Below are 22,490 nucleotides of genomic sequence, written 5' to 3'. Positions count from 1 at the left end.
CGTCGGACATCGCGGCGCCGCGTCGCGGACACGGGCCGGGCCCCCACCGGTACGTGACCGGTGGGGGCCCGGGAGATCAGGCACGGTGGGCGGGTCAGCCAAGCTCGACCCCGCTCGCGCGGAGCATGTCCTCGCGCTCGACGATCTTCACGCGGTCGCGGCCCTGCGGCTCGCCGAGCGCCTTCTCGGCGGCGTCGAGGGCGTACCAGCCCTCCCACGTGGTGTACGTGATGCCCTTGCCCTCGAGGAAGGCGACGACCGCGTCCGTCTCCGGGTTCGCGGGCGTGAGGAGCCGGTCGTTCGCGAAGTCGTCCAGAAGGTTCGCGACCGTCTCGTTGGCGTCGCCCTTGGTGTGGCCGATGAGGCCGACGGGGCCGCGCCGGATCCAGCCGGTCACGTAGGTCGACGCAAGGTGCGCGCCGCCCTCCTCGATGACCCGGCCGCCCTCGTCGGGGACGGTGCCGCTGACGGTGTCCCAGGGGAGCTTGGGCAGCTCGTCGGAGAGGTAGCCGACCGCGCGGTAGACGGCCTGCACCTCCCAGTCCGTGGTCTGGCCGGTGCCCTTGACGTTGCCGGTGCCGTCCAGCTCTGTGCGCTCGGTGCGCAGGCCGACGACCTTGCCGTCCTCACCGAGGATCTCGACCGGCGACTCGAAGAAGTGCAGGAAGAGCTTGTGCGGGCGGTCGCCGACGTCGCGGATCGCCCAGTTCTCCAGGGTCTTGGCGACCATGTCGGTCTGCTTGTTCTTGCGGCGCTCGGCGATCGAGCCGTCGTCGTAGTCGATGTCCTCGGGGTTGACGATGACCTCGATGTTGGGGGAGTGGTCCAGCTCGCGCAGCTCCATGGGGCTGAACTTCGCCTGCGCCGGGCCACGGCGGCCGAAGACGTGGACTTCGAGGGCCTTGTTGGCCTTGAGCCCGTCGTAGACGTTCGGCGGGATCTCGGTCGGCAGCAGCTCGTCAGCCGTCTTGGCGAGGATGCGCGCGATGTCGAGCGCCACGTTGCCGACGCCCAGCACGGCGACCTTCTCGGCCGACAGGTCCCAGGTGCGCGGGACGTCCGGGTGGCCGTCGTACCAGGACGCGAAGTCGGCGGCGCCGAGGCAGCCGTCCAGCTCCACGCCGGGGATCTTCAGCTCGCGGTCGGCCATGGCGCCGGTCGAGAAGACCACGGCGTCGTAGAACGAGCGCAGGTCGTCCAGGTGTACGTCGGTGCCGTAGTCGACGTTGCCGAAGAGGCGGACCTGCGGCTTGTCGAGCACCTGGTGCAGGGCCGTGATGATGCCCTTGATGCGCGGGTGGTCGGGCGCGACGCCGTACCGGATCAGGCCGAAGGGAGCCGGCATCCGCTCGAAGATGTCGATCGACACGCCCGGCTCGTTGGCGGCCTCGGACTTCAGCAGCGCGTCAGCGGCGTAGATCCCGGCGGGGCCGGCGCCGACGATCGCTACCCGGAGGGGGCGGGTCATGTCTGGGTTCCCTTCGCAAAACGACGTGACGACGATGGGTGTCGTCACTTAGGTCACCCTAAATAACGCCCGAAGCGCGCCGGTACCCACCCCCGGTCTATGACCACATAAGGCGGACTTATGACTTCCCAAAGGAAGCCTGGGGTCCGGGGTGGGTGGCCATAGGGGGAGGGGGTAGGGGTGAAATTCTGCACCCTTTAGGGTGATTTTCATGCGTAATTGGATGTTTGGTGGGGTTTACGGCACGGTTCTTGCCGGCGCGCTCCTGGCCGCGCTGCACAGCGAGGGCGAACAGTTCACGCCCGTCTACGACGCGCTGTGGATCCTGGTCACGGCGGCCGCGGCGGGCCTCGTGCACGGGTACGCCCACCACATGGCCACCCACCACACCGGCAGCGCCTCGGTCCGCTGGCGGCGCCTCCTCACCGCGCTGGGCGAGGAATGGCCCCTGGTGGTCGCCACCCTGCCCACCGTCGCCCTGCTCCTCCTCGCGGCCGCGGCGGACTGGGGCCCGGACGTGGTCACCTCGGTGGGCCTCGGCCTCAACACGCTGCTGCTGGGTGCCTGGGGCACCTTCGCCGCTCTCAGGTCCGGCTACCGGCGCGGCTCGGCCGTGCTCGTGGGCCTGGCGGACGCGACGATCGGCCTTGCGATCGCGGGCGCCAACGCGCTCATCAAGTAGGACGGGGGGCGGTCACCCGTCGAAGGCGGGCAGCGCGAGGGCGACGACACCCCAGGCGATGAGGCCCGCGATGCCGGCGATCACCAGGCACAGGATCAGGCCCCCGATCCGATCGCCCAGGCCGGTGAGGACGACGGCGGTCCCCGGCTTGCGCGGGTGGTAGGCGACCCGGACGGTCCTGCCCTTGTCGGTGCCGCCGACGTAGCGGGTCACGCCGTCGGTGGCGGTGTAGGCGTTGGTGTCCGTGCCGTTCCGGTAGACCTGCCGCGTCTCCACGGTGATGCCGTAGCGGCGCAGGTACCAGCCCTCCCACACGGACATCAGCCCCGCCCAGGCGAGGAAGACGGCCCCGATGGCGAGTTCCCCGAGCAGGAGCGTCGCGATGCCCCGCCCCCAGTTCCCGTCGGCCACCCCGACGGCGACGGCGAGCAGCGCGATCGCGCCGTTGGCCGCCCAGGTCGCCCACTTCGCGGGCTTGGGAAGTCCGCGAGGCCGTGCGTCGTCGGCTTCCCCGTCCTCCCCGTCGTCGCCGGAGACCAGGCTCCGGGTGACGACGAGCGTCGAGCCGTCGACCGCCGGCTCGTCCGCGGTGCGCTCGGGCAGCGCGGCGTTCACCGCGTCGGCGAAGGCCGTGGCGGCGGCCGCGCTCACGTCCGTGACCCCGTACTCGGTCGGCTCGGTCCCCGCGGGGGCCGTCAGCTCGATCGTGACGGCTCGCCTCTCGGCTCGTACGCGCGCGATCGCCACGAGCGGGATGCGCAGCTCGTCGTCCCGCCGACGCAGCAGCAACCCCTCGCCCTCGGAGCGGAGTTCGGTACCTCGGTCGCCATGGAGGACGGGTATGGGCGAAGTGATCGACATGCGCGTGATCGTAAGTCGCCGGATCCCCGCGGGTGAAGAGCCTGTGGGGGTTTCGGGTGGGGCGCGTGGTGTCGTACGGTCCGCCTGTGAACCTGGTGACCGCAGTACTCGTCTGTTTCATGATCGCGTCCGTGCCGGTCTGCATCTTCGGCCTGATGCTCATCTCCGGTGAGCGGTCAGAGCTGAAGAAGATGACGGAGTTGAGCGAGACCGGCATCGAGGTGCGGTCGCGCCTCGTGCGTCTGGAGCCGTTCGGCCCGCGTGGCTACGCGAGCGTCACGTACGAGTTCCCGACCCCGACCGGAGGCGCCGCCCGGCACAACACCGGGGTCAACTTCGGCTCCGCGCACGTGGTCGGCGACGAGTACCCGCTGGTCCACCACCCCACGAACATCAAGATCGTGCACATGGGCACGATGTCGACGGTCCGCCAGGAGCGCGGGCGCCGCAAGGGCTACGTGCGGGGTGCGCAGCGGATCGCGCTCCTGTCCTTCGCGGCGGGCGTCCTCGCGACGATCGGCCTGATCGTCAGCCCTTCCTGACCCCGGCGACGAAGACCGCCCACGCGGGCGCGGCGATGACGAGCGCGGGGCCGGCGGGGTTCTTGCTGTCCCGGACGGGGACGACGCCGCCGGGAGCGTTGTCGAGGACTTCGAGGCAGTTGCCGCCGTCACCGTCGCTGTGGCTGCTCTTGCGCCAGGCGGCGCCGACGAAGTTGTAGGCCACTTCGACGCAGCTTCCGCCGTTGCCGTCGCTGTAGGAGCTCTTCCGCCACTGAGCGGTGCTCAGGTCGTACTCGCGCATCGTCTGTGGTCCTCCGCCGCCGATTCGATCAGTGCGAGGGACGCCTCCGGCGACAGCGCGGCAGCCCTGAGCAGATCGTAGGTCTCCTGAACCCGCTTCACCAGGGCAGGATCGTCCAGCAGATTCCCGGAAAACACCGCCTCTGTATAGGCGGTTGGGGGAGCGTCGTCGAACTCCATGAGAGTCACCATGCCGGTCATGAGGGCATATGCCCCGGCAGCGGTCGGCAGCACCTGTACCAGTACGCGGCGCGCACGAGCGAGCGAAGCGACGTGGCCCAGTTGCTCGGCCATGACGGCCGGACCCCCCACCGCGAGCCGAAGCGCGTGCTCATGCAGGATCACCCAATACACCGGGGTTGCGGGATTCTTGAGCAGTTGGGCGCGATCCAGCCGCCCACTGACCTTCTCCTCGATGAACGCATCTGATGCGAGCGGGTTCATGGCCAGCGTGACGGCCCGGGCGTAGTCGGCGGTCTGGAGCAGGCCCGGCATCAGCGTCGGAGCGAACTCGCAGATCTTCCTCGCCAACGCCTCCAGCTCTGCCGCCGCCTCGAAATAGGACGCGTACGGCGAGGCGTCGATGAGCTTCAGACACGCGCGTTCGAAAAAGCCACCGGTTTGTAGGACCACGTCGATTCGCCGCGCCACATCCAGCTGCGGCTTCCGAATTCCCTGCTCGAACTGGCCGATGTAGCCGCCGGAAACGAACACCAGATCGCCCAACTCCGTCTGCGTGAGCCCCTTCGTCTCGCGCTGCGCCTTCAGCTCCTGGCCGAAGAACGCCCACGTGTCCTGCCGCCTTGCTTTGGCCATGGATTAACTCCTCAACGCTGCCCCGCAGTTGTAGGACCTGCGCATCTATCGAGTTTAGGGATCCGGGACCACGCTGGGGGCGGTAAGTGAGAAATGGATTCGGAAAGGGATGCGTTGGTGAAGGAACAAGGCACGCGGTCGTTCACGGGGGCCGTCGAAGAAGCGAGCGAGACGGTGGCGGAATTGCGCGAGGCACTCGTGCGGGCGGGAATCGTGCTTCCCTCCCTCGGGCTCGACGCCGTCACCCTCGCCGCCGACTCCCCGTCCCGGCCGCCGCTCATCGAATTGGGACGCTGCACGGTGGAAACGGCACGGCTCCTCGCCGGCGCCGTACTCCCGTCAGGGGAAGAAGGGAGCCGGCCATGAAACTGCCCATCGGGTCGTACGTCGTGGAGATCCGCACCGGACGTGTGGGCACGGTCATGGGACACGAGGGGCCGTACGTACAGCTACGGCCGCTCGGCGGCGGGCGGGAGTGGGACGCCGAGCCCGAGGGGGTGAGGGAGGCCACCACGACCGAGCGGCTGCGCGCCGCGACCGCGCACGCGAACGCGCGGAGCCGGGGTGAGGTGCCGTGAAGGCGGGCCGCGCGCTCGGGGAAGCGTGCGATCGCGGCGAACACGGCCCACGAGTGGACGAGGGTGCGCAGGGGGGCCAGGGTCTGCCGTCCCGTACGCGAGAATGGGTCCCATGAGTCTGTTCCGCGACGACGGCATCGTGCTGCGCACCCAGAAGCTGGGTGAAGCGGACCGCATCATCACCCTGCTCACGCGCGGTCACGGGCGCGTACGCGCCGTGGCGCGCGGGGTGCGGCGGACCAAGTCGAAGTTCGGGGCCAGGCTGGAGCCGTTCTCCCATGTCGACGTGCAGTTCTTCGCCCGTGGGAGTGAGCTGGTCGGGCGCGGTCTTCCGCTCTGTACGCAGAGCGAGACGATCGCGCCGTACGGCGGCGGCATCGTCACCGACTACGCCCGCTACACCGCCGGGACGGCGATGCTGGAGACGGCGGAGCGGTTCACCGACCACGAGGGCGAGCCGGCGGTGCAGCAGTACCTGCTGCTCGTCGGCGGGCTGCGCACGCTCGCGCGGGGCGAGCACGCGCCCCATCTCATCCTCGACGCCTTCCTGCTCCGCTCCCTCGCGGTCAACGGCTACGCGCCGAGTTTCGTGGACTGCGCGAAGTGCGGCCTGCCCGGACCGAACAGGTTCTTCTCGGTCGCGGCGGGCGGCGTCATATGCGGCGACTGCCGGGTGCCCGGCAGCGTCGTACCCTCTCCGGAGGCCATCGGCCTGCTCAGCGCGCTGCTCAACGGCGACTGGGCGACTGCGGACGCGTGCGAGCCGCGTCACGTCAGGGAGGGCAGCGGCCTTGTGTCCGCCTATCTGCACTGGCACCTGGAGCGCGGGCTGCGCTCGCTGCGGTACGTAGAGAAGAGCTAGGAGACCCATCGCATGGCCATCGCACGACGCGGAATCCTCGGACGGAAGATCCGGGAGTACAAGACCCCGGAGCCGCACCCGTCCGGCGCGCGCCCGCCGAAGCTCCCCGGCGAGCTGGTGCCGAACCACGTCGCCTGTGTGATGGACGGCAACGGCCGCTGGGCCCAGGAGCGGGGCCTTCCGCGTACCGAGGGGCACAAGGTCGGCGAGGGCGTCGTCCTGGACGTCCTGAAGGGGTGCCTGGAGCTGGGGGTCAAGAACCTCTCCCTCTATGCCTTCTCCACGGAGAACTGGAAGCGGTCGCCCGAGGAGGTCCGCTTCCTGATGAACTTCAACCGGGACGTGATCCGGCGCCGCCGTGACGAGATGGACGAGCTGGGCATCCGGATCCGCTGGGTCGGCCGTATGCCGAAGATGTGGAAGTCGGTCGTCCAGGAGCTGCAGGTCGCGCAGGAGCAGACCGTCGACAACGACGCGATGACGCTGTACTTCTGCGTCAACTACGGCGGTCGCGCCGAGGTCGCCGACGCGGCGCAGGCCATCGCCCGTGACGTGGCCGCCGGCAAGCTGGACCCGTCGAAGGTCAACGAGAAGACCTTCCAGAAGTACCTGTACTACCCGGACATGCCGGACGTCGACCTGTTCCTGCGCCCGAGCGGCGAGCAGCGCACCTCGAACTACCTGATCTGGCAGAGCAGCTACGCCGAGATGGTCTTCCAGGACGTCCTGTGGCCCGACTTCGACCGCCGCGACCTGTGGCGCGCCTGCGTCGAGTACGCCTCCCGCGACCGCCGCTTCGGCGCGATCCCGGCGGCGGACCGCGCGGCGATGGGCTCGGTCCCGCAGCAGGGTCCTGCGGTCTGAGCCGCCTCGTACACGAGCCTCGTACGCGAAGGGGCCCGCACCGGATGCGATCCGGTGCGGGCCCCTTCCGTACTGTCCGTGCGGGCCGCTACTTCGCCGCGCACTCCGCGCACGTGCCGAAGATCTCGACCGTGTGCGCCACGTTCACATAGCCGTGCTGGGAGGCGATCGTCTCTGCCCACTGCTCGACCGCCGGGCCCTCCACCTCGACCGCCTTGCCGCAGACGCGGCAGACGAGATGGTGGTGGTGGTCGCCGGTGGAGCAGCGGCGGTAGACCGTCTCGCCGTCGCTGGTGCGCAGCGCGTCGACCTCGCCCGCGTCCGCGAGGGACTGGAGCGTGCGGTAGACCGTCGTGAGGCCCACCGAGTCGCCGCGGTGCTTGAGCATGTCGTGCAGCTCCTGGGCGCTGCGGAACTCGTCCACTTCGTTCAGTGCCGCCGCGACAGCGGCCCGCTGCTTGGTCGAGCGGCCGCGTACGGGGGGTCCTGCCGTCGCCACAGGGGCCTCCTTGTGAGTTCCGTTGCCCCCGCCATTCTGCCAGGCCGTTCAGACCGTGACGTCGTCCGTGGGACGGCGCGTGAGCGGCACCTGGGCGTCGCAGCCGTCCGTCCCCGCCCCCGAGGCCTCCGCGGCCGCCCGGGCGCGGCGCCTGGCGAGGGGGGCCGAGAGCGCGGTCAGCACGATGAAGACGCCGATCGCGAGCAGCACGATGAGGGAGCCGGGCGGCAGATCCTGGTAGTAGGTGGTGATCGTGCCGGTCAGCGTGACCGCCGTACCGATCACGACCGAGAGGACGAAAGTCGCGCGGAAGGACCGGGACAGCTGCTGCGCCGCCGCGACCGGGACCACCATCAGCGCGCTGACGAGGAGCAGGCCGACGACCCGCATGGCGACCGTGACGGTCACCGCGGCGGTCACGGCGATGAGCAGGTTCAGGGCGCGCACCGGCAGGCCGGTGACGCGGGCGAAGGCCTCGTCCTGGCTGACCGCGAAGAGCTGACGGCGCAGGCCGATGGTGACGAGGATGACGAAGGCCGCGAGGATGCCGATCGCGGTGACGTCCTCGTCCGAGACCGTGGACAGGGATCCGAAGAGGTACGAGAGCAGGTTCGCGTTGGAGCCGCCGCCGACCTGGATCAGCATGACGCCGCCCGCCATGCCGCCGTAGAAGAGCAGCGCGAGCGCGAGGTCGCCGCGGGTGCGTCCGTACGTCCGGATCAGCTCCATCAGCACGGCGCCGGCGACGGCGACCAGGGTGGCCATCCACACCGGGCTGCTGTTGAGCAGGAAGCCGAGGCCGACACCGGTCATGGCGACATGGCCGATGCCGTCGCCCATCAGGGCCTGGCGGCGCTGGACCAGGAAGATGCCGACGGCGGGGGCGGTGATGCCGACCAGGACGGCCGCGATCAGCGCCCGCTGCATGAAGGCGGGTTCGAGGAATTCCATGATCAGGTCAGCTTCCTCAGGTCAGCAGACCCGTGCGGAGCGGCTCGTCGGCCGCGTGCGGATGGACGTGGTCGTGGCCCGGCAGGGCGTGCTGGCCGACCGCCTTGGGCGGCGGGCCGTCGTGGACGACGCAGCCGTCGCGCAGGACCACGGCCCGGTCGATGAGCGGCTCCAGCGGGCCCAGCTCGTGCAGCACGAGCAGGACGGTGGTGCCGCCCGCGACCTGCTCGCGCAGGGTGCCGGCGAGGATCTCCTGGCTGGCGAGGTCCACGCCCGCCATCGGCTCGTCCATGATCAGCAGCTCGGGCTGGGAGGCGAGCGCGCGGGCGATCAGGACGCGCTGGTGCTGGCCGCCGGAGAGGGCGCTCACCGAGTCCTTGGCCCGGTCGGTGAGGCCGACGAGCTCGATGGCGCGGTCGACGGCGGCCCGGTCGGCCTTGGTCAGCCAGCCGAACTTCCGGCGGGAGATCCGGCCGGAGGTGACGACCTCGCGGATGGTGGCGGGGACGCCGCTCGCGGCGGTGGTGCGCTGGGGGACGTAGCCGACACGGGACCAGTCGCGGAAACGCTTCCGCTCGGTGCCGAAGAGCGAGATCGCTCCGTCGGTCAGGGGGACCTGGCCGATGATCGCGCGGACGGCGGTCGACTTGCCGGAGCCGTTGGCGCCGAGCAGCGCGACGACCTCACCGGGGTGCACGGTGAGGTCGACGCCGCGCAGGACCGGGCGCGCGCCGAGGGACGCCGTGGCTCCGCGGACGGATATGACGGGCGTGGCCGGGGTGTCCGGAGTGACGGGCGCGCTCACGGGGGCCTCCTGCTGTGCTGGGGTCACTTGGCGCCGAGGGCCTTCTTCAGCGCGGCGAGGTTGGACTGCATGACCTCGATGTAGTCATCGCCCTGGGACTTGTCCGTGATTCCCTCCAGCGGGTCCAGGACGTCGGTCTTGAGGCCGGTGTCCTTCGCGAGGGTCTTCGCGGTCTTGTCGCTGGCGAGGGTCTCGAAGAAGACGGTGGAGACCTTGTCCTTCGCCGCGATCTCCTGCAGCTCCTTCATGCGGGCGGGGCTCGGCTCGGACTCGGGGTCGAGGCCGCTGATGCCCTCCTGGTCCAGGCCGTACCGCTCGGCGAGGTAGCCGAAGGCGGAGTGGGTGGTGATGAAGGTCTTGGTGGAGGTGTTCTTCAGCCCGTCCTTGAACGCCGTGTCGAGGTCGCCGAGCTTCTTGACCAGGACGTCGGTGTTCTTCTTGTAGTCCGCGGCGTTGTCCGGGTCGGCCTTCTCCAGGGAGGCGCCGACGCCCTTGGCGACCTCGGCGTACTTCACCGGGTCGAGCCAGATGTGCGGGTCGAGACCGGCCTCGGACTCGTGGCCGTGGCCCTCTTCGTGGCCCTCTTCGTGGCCCTCTTCGTGGCCGTGCTCGGCGTGCTCCTCGGGGCTCTCGCCCTCGTGGCCGGGCTCCTCGGCGCCGTGGCCGTGGTCGTGGCCGACGGCGGTGCCGTGGTCCTCCAGCGTCGTGAGCGTCGCGGCGTCGACGGTGTTCTTCACGCCGGCCTGCTTGATCGCCTCGTCGACGGCGGGCTGGATGCCCTTGAGGTAGAGGATGTAGTCCGCGTCGCCGAGCTCGCCGATCTGTCGCGGCTTGAGCTCCAGGTCGTGCGGCTCGACGCCCGGCGCGGTGAGCGTGGAGACGGAGACGTGGTCGCCGCCTATCTGCTCGGCCAGGTACTGCATCGGGTAGAACGACGCCACCACGCTCAGCTTGCCGTCTGCGGACTTGCCGGCCGCGCCGGAGGTCCCGCCGCAGGCGGAGAGGGTGACGAGACCGAGGGTGACGGCTCCTGCGACGGCGGCGGTGGGTATCAGACGGCGTACGTTCATGACACTCATTTTCAACAAAGTTGGAAACGATTGTCAATTGTCCTGGTTGTGTTCCCGGACACCCCAGGACACACCCAGGCATGCCCGTCCGCGTATGCGGCGAGAGGCCGAACCGATTTGATACAGGGGGCAGGGGCGCCGGTAACCTGAAGCATTCGCACTTCGTCGTCGTAATGAAGAGAGCACCGTGGCCGCCGACAAGATCGACACCATCGTCAGCCTGAGCAAGCGCCGTGGCTTCGTCTACCCGTGCAGTGAGATCTACGGCGGCCAGCGCGCCGCCTGGGACTACGGGCCGCTGGGTGTCGAACTCAAGGAGAACATCAAGCGTCAGTGGTGGCGTTACATGGTCACCGCGCGCGAGGACGTCGTCGGCATCGACTCGTCGGTGATCCTGGCCACCGAGGTCTGGGAGGCCTCCGGTCACGTCGCCACCTTCACCGACCCGCTGACCGAGTGCACCTCCTGCCACAAGCGCTACCGCGCCGACCACCTGGAGGAGGCGTACGAGGAGAAGCACGGCCGCCTCCCCGAGAACGGCCTCACCGACCTGAACTGCCCCAACTGCGGCAACAAGGGCACGTTCACCGAGCCCAAGCAGTTCTCCGGTCTGCTCTCCACCCACCTCGGCCCGACCCAGGACTCCGGCTCCGTCGCCTACCTGCGTCCCGAGACCGCGCAGGGCATCTTCACCAACTTCGGCCAGGTGCTGCAGACCTCGCGCAAGAAGCCGCCGTTCGGCATCGCGCAGATGGGCAAGTCCTTCCGGAACGAGATCACTCCGGGCAACTTCATCTTCCGCACGCGCGAGTTCGAGCAGATGGAGATGGAGTTCTTCGTCAAGCCGGGCGAGGACGAGCAGTGGCACGAGTACTGGATGGAGCAGCGCTGGAACTGGTACACCGGCCTGGGTCTCCGTGAGGAGAACATGCGCTGGTTCGAGCACCCGAAGGAGAAGCTCTCCCACTACTCCAAGCGCACCGCCGACATCGAGTACCGCTTCCAGTTCGGCGGCAGCGAGTGGGGCGAGCTGGAGGGTGTCGCCAACCGCACCGACTACGACCTGAAGGCGCACTCCAAGGCCTCCGGCAACGAGCTCCTCTACTTCGACCAGGACGCCCAGGAGCGCTGGACGCCGTACGTCATCGAGCCCGCCGCCGGTGTCGGCCGCACCATGCTGGCCTTCCTGCTCGACGCGTACAGCGAGGACGAGGCCCCGAACGCCAAGGGCGTCATGGAGAAGCGCGCCGTGATGCGTCTCGACCCGCGCATCGCGCCGGTCAAGGTCGCCGTCCTGCCGCTCTCCCGCAACGCGCAGCTCTCGCCGAAGGCCAAGGGCCTCGCCGCCGACCTGCGGCAGAACTGGAACATCGAGTTCGACGACGCCGGCGCCATCGGCCGCCGCTACCGTCGCCAGGACGAGATCGGCACCCCGTTCTGCGTCACCGTCGACTTCGACACCCTGGACGACAACGCGGTGACCGTGCGCGAGCGCGACACCATGAAGCAGGAGCGCGTCTCCCTCGACCAGATCCAGGGCTACCTGGGCAGCCGCCTCCTCGGCTGCTGACGCCTCTGGCGTGACGAAGCCCCCCGGTTCCGCAGGAACCGGGGGGCTTCGCCGTTCTCTCAGGGGCGCAGACCCCGCTCTCAGGGGCGCAGCCCGCGCAGGAGCAGGTCCAGGACCGCGTCGAACTCGGCCTGGATCGTGGGGCGCTGCCACTCCGGGGCGTACATCGGGTCGTGGAAGCGGCCCGTCGCGTCGAAGAGGGCGCGGGCCGTGGCCGCCGGGTCGGGGGCGGCGAACTCGCCGCCGCGCGCTCCCTCTTCGACGATCTCGCGGACCTGCCCGACGAGGACCTCGATGTGCTCGTCGACCACGTCGCTGGCCTCGTCGATCAGCACGCCGTACGTGGCGAACAGCTCGGGGTCGTCGCCCGCCTTGTGGCGCTTGGCCTCGAAGAGGGCGGCGAACCAGGCCCGGAGCTTCTCGCCTGCCGGTGCGGACGAGCCGGCGATCAGCTCGGCGAGCATCACCTCGGCGCGGCTCAGCCAGCGCTCGGTCACGGCCTCCCGCAGCGCCGCCTTCGTACGGAAGTGGCGGTAGACGCTGCCGTGGCTGACGCCGAGGACGCGGGCCACGTCGACCACGGTCGCCTTCGCCGGGCCGTACCGGCGGAGCACCTCCTCGGTGGCTTCGAGGATGCGCTCTGCGGTCAGGGTCTCGGTGGCCATGGGATGACAGTACCTGTCAGTTCGCCCCCGCTGCCCTGATCAGTGCTCGCTGTCCAGGTGGGCCATCTGGGCCGACGGGTACCGCTCGCCGGCCGCCGCGCCCGCCGGGACGGCCTGCTCGATCGCGGCCAGGTCAGTGGCGTCCAGCGTCACGTCCAGGGCGCCGAGGGCCTCGGTGAGCCGGTCCCTGCGGCGGGCGCCGACCAGCGGGACGATGTCCGCGCCCTGCTGCTCCGCCTGCGCCAGGACCCAGGCGATGGCGGTCTGCGCGACCGTCACGCCCTTGGACTCGGCCAGCGCGCGCAGCCGGTCCACCAGGTCCAGGTTCCGCTGGAGGTTGTCGCCCTGGAAGCGCGGGCTCATGCCCCGGAAGTCGCCCGGTGCGAGCTCGCGGTCGCGGGTGAAGTGGCCGCTGATGAGACCGCGCGACAGCACGCCGTACGCCGTGATCCCCACGCCCAGCTCGCGGGCGGTCGGCAGGATCTTCTCCTCGATACCGCGCGAGATCAGGGAGTACTCGATCTGGAGGTCGGCGATCGGGGCGACGGCCGCCGCCCGGCGCAGGGTGTCCGCGCCGACCTCGGAGAGGCCGATGTGCCGGACGTGCCCGGCCTCGACCAGCTCGGCGATGGCGCCGACGGTCTCCTCGATCGGCACGTCCGGGTCGACGCGGGCGATCCGGTAGATGTCGATGTGGTCCGTGCCGAGGCGCTGGAGGGAGTACGCCGCGAAGTTCTTCACCGCGGCGGGACGGCCGTCATAGCCGGTGAAGCCGCCCTCGACCGTGCGCAGGGCGCCGAACTTCACGCTGGTCAGCGCCTGCTCCCGGGCGGCGGCGGGGGCCGTGCGCAGGGCTTCGTTGATCAGCAGTTCGTTGTGCCCCATGCCGTAGAAGTCGCCGGTGTCCAGGAGCGTCACACCGGCGTCGAGGGCGGCGTGGATCGTCGCGATCGACTCGGCGCGGTCGCTCTCGCCGTACAGCGCGGACATGCCCATGCAGCCGAGGCCGAGTGCCGAGACCTGGGGGCCGGTGGCGCCGAGGCGGCGGGTGGGGAGGGCGGAGGGGGCGGGGCGGGTGGAGGCAGAGGTGGAGGTCATGGGGGTCTCCTCGGGAGTCGGGCTGAGGGGTGACGCATGACAAGCATGGCATGACGGCTGACAGATTTCAATGTTTGTCATTCACTCGATGGTGTGGCGGGTCGACGTGCCCGCACCACGCCGGAAAACGACGTGCCCGGGTGCCCGCGGCCGGGGTAGCGTCTGGCGCATGTCGTCTTCGTTCTTCCAGATCTACGAGTGAGAGCGCCGCGGGCGAGGAAAGCCCGCGCAGCGCCAGCCGATTGACCACCGCACCTCTCACCGACGGGAGAACCACCCATGGCCAAGGGCCGCAACAACCTCCTCGGCGTCGGCGGACAGCGCAAGAAGCTGTCCCGCGCCGAACAGCACGGCGCCGGTCAGGGCCGCAACGCCGACCGCAAGGCGGCCGCCGACCAGAAGGCCGAGCTGCTGAAGAAGATGCGCGAGAAGGCCGGGACCGCCGAGGGCGCCGGCTCCGAGAGCGCAGGCTCGGAGGGCGCAGGATCCGAGAGCGCCTCCACGGGCGGCGAGCAGTAGCACCAGCCCGTACGACGACGTGGGCCCGGGTCACGCACCGTGACCCGGGCCCACCTGCGTCCGGCCGGCCCCGCGCCCTCCGCTCGGCTGTGGCCTCAGCTGACCACGCGCGGCAGGCGCAGGCTCAGCGCGACCGTCAGGGCGACGGCCGCCAGCTGGACCAGGAGGGTCACCGTCAGCGCCGTGCCCATCGAGCCGGTCGCCGCGAGCGACAGGAAGAGCGAGCCGAGCGTGGCCACCCCCAGGGCGAGGGCCGACTGCTGGGTCGTCACCATCACCCCGCTGCCGACGCCCGCCCGGTCCGCCGGGACCTCGGAGAGGACGACCCGGAAGAGGACCGGGAGCTGGAGGCCCTGGCCGAGGCCCGCCACGGCCATGCCCGGCAGCAGGCTCCAGGCGGAGAGGTCCGGCCACGAGCGCCAGGCCGCCAGAGCGAGCAGCGCGATGCCGAGCCCCTGCACGAGGCCGCCCGCCGTGACGACCCGCGTGCCCCAGCGCCGTACCAGCCGGGGGCCTGCCAGCGAGGCCCCGAAGAAGGCGACGGCCATCGGGACCAGGGCCAGGCCCGAGACCACCGCGCTCATCCGCAGCCCCTGCTGGAGCGCGACCGCGATCACGAACATGAAGCCGCCGAAGCCGATCGAGAACGGTACGACCAGGGCGAGCCCGCGGCGCAGGGGGACCAGGGAGAGCAGGCTCGGCGGCACCAGCGGCGTACGGCCCCGGCGGTCGGCCCGCAGCTCCACCCACCAGAAGGCGCCCGCGGCGAACGGGAAGATCCCGAGCGCGATCCAGGTCCACAGCGGCCAGCCCGCAGCCCTCCCCTCTGTAAGAGGGGCGAGGAGCGTGAGCAGCGCGAGGCCCAGGAGCAGGGTGCCCGCGACGTCGACCGGCGCCGGGCGCTCGGAGCGGGTCTCCGGCACGTTCCGTACCGCGAGCAGCAGGCCCGCCACCACGACGGGCACGTTGACCAGGAAGATCGCCCGCCAGCCGCTGCCCCAGACGTCGGCGGCGACGAGCACCCCGCCCAGGATCTGGCCGGCGACCATCGCGAGCCCGGCGGTGGCGCCGTAGAGGCTCAGCGCCTTGGCGCGCCGCGTGCCCTCCGTCGAGGAGTGAATGGTGGCGAGGACCTGCGGGAGCATCAGCGCGGCCGCGGCACCCTGTGCCACCCGCGCCCCGACGAGCGTCCAGGCGTCCGGGGCGAGCCCGCAGGCGAGCGAGGTCGCGCCGAAGGCGGCCATGCCCGCGAGGAAGAGCCGACGGCGGCCGAAGAGGTCCCCGAGCCGCCCGCCGAGGACGAGCAGCACGGCGTACGCCAGTCCGTACCCGGCGACGACCAGCTCCAGCATGGCCGGTCCCGCGGCCAGGTCGTGGTCGATGGTCGGCAGGGCGACGTTGACGATGAAGAAGTCGACCAGCGGCAGCGCGGCACCGAGGAGGACGGTGAAGAGGCCGAGGGGGCCGAGGGCGGGGGCCGGGTGGTCGACGACGGCGCTCGCCCCGCCGGCGTGCGTGGCGGGGGAGGCGGCGGGGGAGGAGCTGGGGGAGGCGGTAGTACTCACGCCATCGAAGATCCACCTTCGCTCAGCCTGGTACCAGAGTGTCTTTATCCTGGTACTAGAACTACCCGGCAACGGGCTGAGCACCCCGGCACCCTGGGAGCATGACGACGATGGCGGCCCCTCTCGAAGCGCAGACCCTCGACACTCGGTCGACGGCACCCGCCGACGTCCGGCGTCACGAGCTGGCCGCGTTCCTGCGCAGCCGCCGCGAGCGGATCACCCCCGAGCAGGTCGGCCTTCCCCGGGGCCGGCGCCGCCGCACGCCCGGCCTGCGCCGCGAGGAGGTCGCGCACCTCTCGGCCGTCGGCGTCACCTGGTACACCTGGCTGGAGCAGGCGCGCGACATCCACGTCTCCCCCCAGGTCCTCGACGCCCTCGCCCGGGCCCTGCTGCTCGACCCGACCGAGCGCACCCACCTCTTCGCCCTCGGCGGCGGGACCGACCCGCACCCCGAGTCGCCCTGCCCGACCGTGACGCCCGCCCTGCGCGCGATGCTCGACCAGCTGGAACCGGTGCCCGCCTGTGTCCAGAACAGCCGCTACGACATCCTGGCCTACAACCGCACGTACGGCCGTCTGCTCTGCGACCTCGACGAACTGCCGCGCGAGGACCGCAACTGCATCTGGCTGGCCTTCACCAACGACGACTGGCGCGCCGCCGTCGCCGACCTGCCGGACGTCACGCGCGCGATGGCGGGCAAGTTCCGGGCCTCGATGGCCGAGCACCTGGCCGAGCCCGCCTGGAAGGCGCTGCTGCAGCGACTGGAGACGGCCTCCCCCGAGTTCCGGGAGATCTGGGCGCGGCACGAGGTGGTGGCCCAGGGCGGCCGTACGAAGTTCATCCGCAACGCCCACGTCGGCACGCTGCACCTGGAGCACACCAACCTCTGGCTCGGACCGACCTCCGGGCCGCGCCTGGTGACGTACGTGCCGGTGGACGAGGAGTCCCGCCACGGGCTCGAACGCCTGCGCGAACTGTGTGGCCGAAACGACTGACGGAACACCGTGGCGGTGCGGGACAATGGCGTAATGACCGCGTTCTCCCCTCTCGCCATCGGGCCGCACATCGTGCAGCCGCCGGTGGTGCTCGCGCCCATGGCCGGCATCACCAACGCCCCGTTCCGCACCCTCTGCCGCGAGTACAGCGGTGGCAAGGGGCTCTTCGTGAGCGAGATGATCACGACGAGGGCGCTGGTCGAGCGCAACGAGAAGACGATGCAGCTCATCCGCTTCGACGCCAGCGAGAAGCCGCGGTCGATCCAGCTCTACGGCGTCGACCCGGTGACCGTCGGCAAGGCCGTCCGGATGATCGCCGACGAGGACCTGGCCGACCACATCGACCTGAACTTCGGCTGCCCGGTCCCCAAGGTGACCCGCAAGGGCGGCGGCTCGGCGCTGCCGTACAAGCGGCCCCTGCTGCGCGCGATCCTCAACGAGGCGGTGTCGAACGCGGGCGCCCTGCCCGTGACGATGAAGATGCGCAAGGGCATCGACGACGACCACATCACCTACCTGGACGCGGGCCGGATCGCGGTCGAGGAGGGCGTCACCGCGATCGCCCTGCACGGGCGCACGGCGGCGCAGCACTACGGCGGCACCGCCGACTGGGACGCCATCGCGCGGCTCAAGGAGCACGTCCCGGAGATCCCGGTGCTCGGCAACGGCGACATCTGGTCGGCCGACGACGCGCTGCGGATGATGCGTGAGACCGGCTGCGACGGCGTGGTCGTCGGGCGCGGCTGCCTGGGCCGCCCGTGGCTCTTCGGCGACCTGGTGGCGGGCTTCGAGGGCACGGGCGCGTACGCCCAGCCGGGCCTGCGTGAGGTCGCGGACGCGATGCTGCTGCACGCACGGCTGCTCGGCGAGTGGCTCGGCGACGAGTCGCGCGGTGTCATCGACTTCCGCAAGCACGTGGCCTGGTACCTGAAGGGCTTCTCGGTCGGTTCCGAGATGCGCAAGAAGCTGGCGATCACCTCCTCCCTGGACGAGCTGGGCGCTCAGCTGAGCGAGCTGGACCTGGACCAGCCGTGGCCCACCGGCGCGGACGGCCCCCGCGGCCGCACCTCGGGCAACAACCGCGTCGTCCTGCCGGACGGCTGGCTGAAGGACCCGTACGACTGCTCGGGCGTCAGCGAGGAGGCCGAGTCGGACACGTCCGGGGGCTGATCCCGGACGTCCGTGCGACGTTCGGACAGCGCTGTGGATGTCCCGTGGCCGGATATCGACTCCGCCCTGTGGAAAGCGAGTTGACGGAGGTCACGGCGCCCTAGGATGGCCGCTCAGCACTCACGTTGGGGGGCCGCGTGGTCAATGTCGTCTTCATCCACGGCACGGGCGTACGGCAAAAATCGTACGAGCAGTCCTGGCGCAAGGTCGAGCGGGGGCTCGCCCGGGTCAGGCCGGACGCCCAGCTCGTCCCGTGCTTCTGGGGAGAGAGGCACGGCGCCCGGCTCGCCCTGGACGGCGCCTCGTACCCCGTCCGGGACCAGGACCGTGGCCTGACCGGCGGCACCGACGACGACGGACTCGGCCCCTGGCCCGCGCTCGATGTCGATCCGCTCGCCGAGATCCGCGCCCTCGCCGCGACCACCGGCGAGGACGAGAGCGGCTACGTCCCCGGACGCCGGGACCCCTGGGACGCACTGGCCGACCGGGTTCGCGCACTGAGCGCGGCCGACCTGCCGCGTGACCCCTCCGAACTGCCCGCCGGCGGCGGGGACACGACGCTCTGGCTGACCGAGGAACTCGGTACGTACGTGGCCGACGCCGCCCGTACCGTCGCCGACGAACTCGCGCACGAGCTCTCCGGCGGTGACGCCCCCGTCAACGGCGAGTCCCTCGCCGCCCGGGCCGTCGTCGCCCTCGCCATCCACCTCGCCGACGAGTCCGAGGACGCCGACGAACCCCTGGCTGTCGACGGAGCCGACCGCGACCTGCTAGTCGAGGTGCTCACCGACCGGCTGGGCGGCAAGGACCGGGGCGCGATCGGCGGTGGCGTCCTTTGGGCGGCCGGCGGACTCTTCGGCGCCACACCGCGTCGCCGGGACCGCACGACCGACAAGATCGTGCCCGCGGGCGGCGACATCCTGCGCTACCAGGCCCGCGGCGAAGGCCTGCGCGACCGGATCGCCGAGGTCGTCGAACTCACCCGCGAGCGGGACCCCGAGCGCCCCGTTGTCCTCCTCGCCCACAGCCTCGGCGGCATCGCCTGCGTCGACCTGCTCGCCGGCCGTGCCGTTCCGGGGGTCGACCTGCTGGTCACCGTGGGTTCCCAGGCCCCGTTCCTGTACGAGATCGACGCGCTCGCCGGGCTGCGGCGCGGGGCGGACCTGCCCGGACACTTCCCCCGCTGGGTCAACCTGTACGACCAGCGCGACCTCCTCGGTTTCGTCGGCGAGCGGGTCTTCCCGGGCAAGGTGAAGGACATCCGCGTCAACCTCCGACAGCCCTTCCCGCGCTCCCACACCGGCTACTTCGCCCACGCCCCCCTGTACGACAAGCTGGCGTCGGAGCTGCCGTGACGCTTCCCCGCCCGGCCGCCGCCCCCGACGACCGTCCCCCGGGGAGGACGGCACACCCCACCGACCTCACCGACGCGCACGCCGTCGTCGTCGCCATCGAGGCGTACACGGACGGTGGCGACTCGAACCTCGACGGGCCCGTCGAGGACGCGGTCGGCATGATGCGCTGGTTGACGATGAAGGGGATGCCGCGGGACAGGATCACGCTGCTCGCCTCGCCCCTGGAGAAGAACAAGGGCAAGTTCGACGAGTTCGCGGACATCTCGTACCGTCCCGCGGATCGCGAGACCATCCGCGCCGTCTTCCGGCGGGAGCTGAAGGCGCTGTCCGGGGACGCGCTCTGGGTGTACTGGGCCGGGCACGGGGTCCAGATGAGGGGAAACCGCTGGGGGCTGCTCTACCCGTCGACCGTCGGCGACGACCTCTCCGGGGCCGGCGTCGACAACCTCGTCACGCTGCTGCGCACCTCGCACCTGCCTCCCCAGCGGGTCCGGCGCGCCACCGTCATCATCGACGCGTGCCGCTCCGCCCAGCCCCCCAGGAAGCATGTGAAGGCGACCGATGCCGAGGATCTCACCAACGAGACCCAGAGCAACTTCGAGCGCCAGGTCTTCCTGATGCGGGCCAGCCAAGCCGGTGTCGAGGCCAAGAACCGCGGCGGCTCGGGCTTGTTCACGACCACGCTCCTCGACGTGCTGGAGCGGTTGAGCCCCGTCGGCGCCGCGATCGACCTGGACGCGGCGTGGCTGGCCGTGTGCGAACGATTCGAGCAGCTGCGCGCCTCCGGTGACACTCCGCAGGTACCGACGGCCTACCGGCTGAACTGGGACGCGCAGGAGGACGAGTTCGACCCCCGCCCCGTGCCCGCGGCCGACATCGGAACCGCCCTCGGGTCGTCCCTCATCAGGGTCACCAGGGCCGCCCTCGCCGCCCCCGGGGCCTCCGCCGACCGGGTCGCCCTCCGCCTCTGCGAGCTGCTCGGCATCCGGCAGCCGGACGACGAGGGCGAGGTACGGGCGAACGATCTGGTCTCCTGGGCGCTGACGCGCCCGCACGGCGTCACCACCCTGCGCCACGTGCTCTCCACCGAACCCGGAGGGGCGCTGGACGACGAGTTGTGGAAGACGGTCAGGGCCGAGGTGTGCGACCGCTGGCTCCTGGGCCGCGAGTACGACGAGCTTCTCGAACTCCTCCTCTGCGAGGAGGAGTCGGTCCACAAGCTCTTCGCCGACACCGCGCGGGACGTCGTCGGTCTCGTCCTGGACAGCGACCGGCCCGCCGACGTCGTGGACCAGCTCGAAGCCGTGACGCCCGCCCCTGGCGGTCTCCCTGTGCTGCTGCGCACCGTCGAGCACTCCGCCGCCCTGCTCATGCCGCAGCCCCTCGCGGACGCCTTGCGAGACTGGTCACTGAACTGCGCCAAGCGGCTCGGGGTGGAATCGGCGCTGGAGGAGCGGCGTGCCGCCGCCGAGGCCGCGGCCCGACGCCTCGCATCGGCGGCCGGTCCGGCAACCGCGATCGTCGACTGTGTGCAGATCAGGCTGTCAGGGCCCGACGCGGACGCACGCCGGACCTACCAGGTGTGGACGAGCGGAGCGTTCGGCACCGAGATGCTCGACCTCGACGACACGCCCAAGGGCCTCGCCGCGGTGGAGAGCGACCTGGACACGATCCTGTCGCGGCACGCCCGCCCCGGTCTCACCCGGGTCGAGTTCTTCCTCGCCGACGGTGACCTCGAACTGCCCGTTCACCGATGGCGGATCGGGGCAGGGGACCCCGTAGACCGTTCGCTCGGCGTCGACTTCGACGTCGTCGTGCGCTGTGCGGAGTACCGGGACAAGAACGAGGTCCGCTGGCGGCAGCGCTGGTCCAAGGTAGGTACGGCCGCCACCAGGGAACTGCACGAACTTTCCGGCCAGTCATGGGACAAGCCGAAGGTCTACGCCGAACTCCAGACGAAAGAGAACGCCCCAGGGGTGGTGTTCAGCGGCACCCCGGCCGCCGACCGGGCGGGGGTCCTGACGATGTGCGTCTTCGGCGGCGTGCCTGTCGTCATCTGGCACGGTGGAGCGGAACAGGACGACGTACGGGAGCAGTTGGAGCAGCTGCTGGCCGACCGAAGACTGGCCGACGTGCCCGCGGTGCTGCGCAGACTGCGAGCGGCGTGCGACACCGAGGACGAGCACCCCGGTCGTCATCTCGCCCTGCTCTGGGACAACCCCGAGCGGCCCCTGCCCCGGCCCCTGGTCCTGGCGGCGCCCGCGACCACCCTGCAGGTACCTCCGAGGAGAAGCGGAACATGACCGACAACTGGCGGCTCTTCAAGGGCGGCGACGCCGAACCCCACGAGGTGGACGACTGGCCCGCCGCCCCGCCGTGGCGCACCTTCGGCCGGGCCAAGGACGACGACGAGCAGCGCAAGCGGGTACGGCACGTGATCGCCGACGAGAACCGCGACACCGTCAACGCCGCACTCCATCTGCACCGGCCCCTCCTCGTCACCGGAGGCCCCGGCACGGGCAAGTCGACGCTCGCTCGGGCCATCGCGGACGAACTCATGCTCGGCGAGGTGCTCCACTGGCCGGTCAACAGCCGGTCGACGCTGACCGAGGGCCTCTACCGCTACGACGCCGTGGGCCGGCTGCGCGACGCCTCCCTCGCCCGGCGGGACCCGGACTCCGACACACCGGAGCCCGGCATCGGCGACTACCTCAGGCTCGGCCCGCTCGGCACCGCGCTCCTCCCTGGCGCCAAGCCGCGGGTGCTGCTGATCGACGAGCTCGACAAGGGCGACATCGACCTCCCCAACGACCTGTTGACCGTCTTTGAGGAGGGCACGTACGAGATCCCCGAACTCGCCCGGCTCACCGAGAAGCGGGTCGACGTCCGCACGGCCGACAGCGGAACCCCCGGGAACGAGGGGACGGAGGAGCTCGTCACGACCGTGGCCGTCGAGCACGGCCGGGTCACCTGCCAGGTCTTCCCCGTCGTCGTCATCACCAGCAACGGGGAACGCGACTTCCCGCCCGCCTTCCTGCGCCGCTGCGTGCGCCTCGAACTCAGGCAGCCGGACGAGGAACAGCTCAGGAAGATCGTCCGGATGCACCTCGGCGACGGCGTCGACGACGTGGCGCGCGACCTGATCGCGGACTTCCTGGAGCGGCGCGAGTCGCACTCCCACGACCTCGCCACCGACCAGCTCCTCAACGCGGTCCACCTACGCGTGTCCGGAGTGGACTTCGAGACCATGCGTGAGACCGTCCTACGGTCCCTGGCCGAGTCGGAGGTGTGAGC

General features: G+C 70.8%; 23 protein-coding genes. 12 read left to right on the top strand and 11 right to left on the bottom strand.

Going from position 1 to position 22,490, the window contains the following annotated elements; translation table 11 throughout:
• Positions 1 to 94: 94 nt before the first annotated feature.
• Positions 95 to 1,468: an FAD-dependent oxidoreductase gene (locus ACF09C_RS31650; RefSeq protein ID WP_392096489.1), complete on the bottom strand. Its 1,374-nt coding sequence runs from the start codon at positions 1,466 to 1,468 to the stop codon at positions 95 to 97.
• 211 nt (positions 1,469 to 1,679) lie between these two features.
• Here ACF09C_RS31650 and ACF09C_RS31645 point away from each other — a divergent pair, with 211 nt between their 5' ends.
• Complete coding sequence (locus ACF09C_RS31645; protein ID WP_392096487.1) at positions 1,680 to 2,150, top strand: hypothetical protein; 471 nt, start codon at positions 1,680 to 1,682, stop codon at positions 2,148 to 2,150.
• Between the two features lie 12 nt (positions 2,151 to 2,162).
• Here the strand turns inward: ACF09C_RS31645 and ACF09C_RS31640 are convergent, their stop codons facing one another.
• Entirely contained in the window at positions 2,163 to 3,011 is an 849-nt protein-coding gene (locus ACF09C_RS31640) for a hypothetical protein (protein ID WP_392096486.1), read from the bottom strand.
• 86 nt (positions 3,012 to 3,097) lie between these two features.
• On the opposite strand from ACF09C_RS31640, the gene ACF09C_RS31635 reads away from it, so the two are divergent.
• Positions 3,098 to 3,553: a hypothetical protein gene (locus ACF09C_RS31635; protein WP_392096484.1), complete on the top strand. Its 456-nt coding sequence runs from the start codon at positions 3,098 to 3,100 to the stop codon at positions 3,551 to 3,553.
• Here ACF09C_RS31635 and ACF09C_RS31630 read toward each other — a convergent pair.
• Positions 3,540 to 3,815, bottom strand: coding sequence for a DUF397 domain-containing protein (locus tag ACF09C_RS31630; protein WP_392096482.1), 276 nt, complete (start codon positions 3,813 to 3,815; stop codon positions 3,540 to 3,542). The two genes, ACF09C_RS31635 and ACF09C_RS31630, sit on opposite strands and share 14 nt — an antisense overlap.
• Positions 3,797 to 4,630 (bottom strand): Scr1 family TA system antitoxin-like transcriptional regulator, encoded by an 834-nt coding sequence (locus ACF09C_RS31625; protein WP_392096481.1) that lies wholly within the window; start codon positions 4,628 to 4,630, stop codon positions 3,797 to 3,799. The genes ACF09C_RS31630 and ACF09C_RS31625 overlap by 19 nt, the downstream gene beginning before the upstream one ends.
• A 362-nt stretch (positions 4,631 to 4,992) precedes the next feature.
• Here ACF09C_RS31625 and ACF09C_RS31620 point away from each other — a divergent pair, with 362 nt between their 5' ends.
• The 3 genes from ACF09C_RS31620 to ACF09C_RS31610 all read left to right on the top strand — a co-directional run bounded on the left by ACF09C_RS31620 (position 4,993) and on the right by ACF09C_RS31610 (position 6,934).
• Positions 4,993 to 5,208 (top strand): hypothetical protein, encoded by a 216-nt coding sequence (locus ACF09C_RS31620; protein ID WP_362006364.1) that lies wholly within the window; start codon positions 4,993 to 4,995, stop codon positions 5,206 to 5,208.
• Between the two features lie 112 nt (positions 5,209 to 5,320).
• Positions 5,321 to 6,070, top strand: a complete 750-nt coding sequence (gene recO, locus ACF09C_RS31615; protein ID WP_392096479.1) for a DNA repair protein RecO — start codon at positions 5,321 to 5,323, stop codon at positions 6,068 to 6,070.
• Positions 6,071 to 6,088: 18 nt separating this feature from the next.
• On the top strand, positions 6,089 to 6,934 hold the full coding sequence (locus ACF09C_RS31610) for an isoprenyl transferase (RefSeq protein ID WP_392096548.1): 846 nt from the start codon (positions 6,089 to 6,091) through the stop codon (positions 6,932 to 6,934).
• 88 nt (positions 6,935 to 7,022) lie between these two features.
• Here the strand turns inward: ACF09C_RS31610 and ACF09C_RS31605 are convergent, their stop codons facing one another.
• Genes ACF09C_RS31605 through ACF09C_RS31590 form a run of 4 tightly spaced genes read right to left on the bottom strand, consistent with a single transcriptional unit; the run spans position 7,023 to position 10,259 of the window.
• Positions 7,023 to 7,433: a transcriptional repressor gene (locus tag ACF09C_RS31605; protein ID WP_361965620.1), complete on the bottom strand. Its 411-nt coding sequence runs from the start codon at positions 7,431 to 7,433 to the stop codon at positions 7,023 to 7,025.
• 48 nt (positions 7,434 to 7,481) lie between these two features.
• Positions 7,482 to 8,390, bottom strand: coding sequence for a metal ABC transporter permease (locus ACF09C_RS31600; RefSeq protein ID WP_392096546.1), 909 nt, complete (start codon positions 8,388 to 8,390; stop codon positions 7,482 to 7,484).
• 10 nt (positions 8,391 to 8,400) lie between these two features.
• The gene (locus tag ACF09C_RS31595) at positions 8,401 to 9,189 is read right to left on the bottom strand and encodes a metal ABC transporter ATP-binding protein (protein ID WP_392096477.1); all 789 of its coding nucleotides are present in this window, start codon (positions 9,187 to 9,189) and stop codon (positions 8,401 to 8,403) included.
• Positions 9,190 to 9,212: 23 nt separating this feature from the next.
• Positions 9,213 to 10,259 carry a metal ABC transporter substrate-binding protein gene (locus ACF09C_RS31590; RefSeq protein WP_392096476.1) on the bottom strand — a complete coding sequence of 349 codons (1,047 nt, stop codon included), beginning with the start codon at positions 10,257 to 10,259 and terminating at the stop codon, positions 9,213 to 9,215.
• 187 nt (positions 10,260 to 10,446) lie between these two features.
• Between ACF09C_RS31590 and ACF09C_RS31585 the strand changes: the two genes are divergently transcribed.
• Positions 10,447 to 11,829, top strand: a complete 1,383-nt coding sequence (locus ACF09C_RS31585) for a glycine--tRNA ligase (protein WP_362410883.1) — start codon at positions 10,447 to 10,449, stop codon at positions 11,827 to 11,829.
• An 80-nt stretch (positions 11,830 to 11,909) separates the two neighbouring features.
• On the opposite strand, the gene ACF09C_RS31580 is transcribed toward ACF09C_RS31585, so the two are convergent.
• Both ACF09C_RS31580 and ACF09C_RS31575 read right to left on the bottom strand, forming a co-directional pair.
• Entirely contained in the window at positions 11,910 to 12,494 is a 585-nt protein-coding gene (locus ACF09C_RS31580; protein WP_392096474.1) for a TetR family transcriptional regulator, read from the bottom strand.
• A 39-nt stretch (positions 12,495 to 12,533) separates the two neighbouring features.
• Entirely contained in the window at positions 12,534 to 13,592 is a 1,059-nt protein-coding gene (locus ACF09C_RS31575; protein ID WP_392096473.1) for an aldo/keto reductase, read from the bottom strand.
• Positions 13,593 to 13,871: 279 nt separating this feature from the next.
• On the opposite strand from ACF09C_RS31575, the gene ACF09C_RS31570 reads away from it, so the two are divergent.
• A complete protein-coding gene (locus ACF09C_RS31570) occupies positions 13,872 to 14,111 on the top strand; it encodes a DUF6243 family protein (protein ID WP_392096472.1) in 240 nt (79 codons plus the stop codon).
• A 95-nt stretch (positions 14,112 to 14,206) separates the two neighbouring features.
• On the opposite strand, the gene ACF09C_RS31565 is transcribed toward ACF09C_RS31570, so the two are convergent.
• Entirely contained in the window at positions 14,207 to 15,676 is a 1,470-nt protein-coding gene (locus tag ACF09C_RS31565) for an MFS transporter (protein ID WP_392096470.1), read from the bottom strand.
• A gap of 101 nt (positions 15,677 to 15,777) precedes the next feature.
• Here ACF09C_RS31565 and ACF09C_RS31560 point away from each other — a divergent pair, with 101 nt between their 5' ends.
• From ACF09C_RS31560 to ACF09C_RS31540, 5 genes are all read left to right on the top strand, one after another.
• Positions 15,778 to 16,671 (top strand): helix-turn-helix domain-containing protein, encoded by an 894-nt coding sequence (locus tag ACF09C_RS31560; protein ID WP_392096468.1) that lies wholly within the window; start codon positions 15,778 to 15,780, stop codon positions 16,669 to 16,671.
• 33 nt (positions 16,672 to 16,704) lie between these two features.
• On the top strand, positions 16,705 to 17,841 hold the full coding sequence (gene dusB, locus ACF09C_RS31555) for a tRNA dihydrouridine synthase DusB (RefSeq protein ID WP_392096467.1): 1,137 nt from the start codon (positions 16,705 to 16,707) through the stop codon (positions 17,839 to 17,841).
• Between the two features lie 137 nt (positions 17,842 to 17,978).
• Positions 17,979 to 19,196 carry a hypothetical protein gene (locus ACF09C_RS31550; protein WP_392096466.1) on the top strand — a complete coding sequence of 406 codons (1,218 nt, stop codon included), beginning with the start codon at positions 17,979 to 17,981 and terminating at the stop codon, positions 19,194 to 19,196.
• Positions 19,193 to 21,499: a caspase family protein gene (locus ACF09C_RS31545; RefSeq protein ID WP_392096464.1), complete on the top strand. Its 2,307-nt coding sequence runs from the start codon at positions 19,193 to 19,195 to the stop codon at positions 21,497 to 21,499. Before ACF09C_RS31550 ends, ACF09C_RS31545 begins: the two co-directional genes overlap by 4 nt.
• The gene (locus ACF09C_RS31540; RefSeq protein ID WP_392096462.1) at positions 21,496 to 22,488 is read left to right on the top strand and encodes an AAA family ATPase; all 993 of its coding nucleotides are present in this window, start codon (positions 21,496 to 21,498) and stop codon (positions 22,486 to 22,488) included. Before ACF09C_RS31545 ends, ACF09C_RS31540 begins: the two co-directional genes overlap by 4 nt.
• Positions 22,489 to 22,490: the final 2 nt, after the last annotated feature.

Source organism: Streptomyces sp. NPDC014870, from assembly GCF_043081505.1.
Taxonomy (GTDB): Bacteria; Actinomycetota; Actinomycetes; order Streptomycetales; family Streptomycetaceae; genus Streptomyces.
Note: the sequence above shows the minus strand (reverse complement) of the source record. Positions and strands in the feature narration are given on the sequence as shown.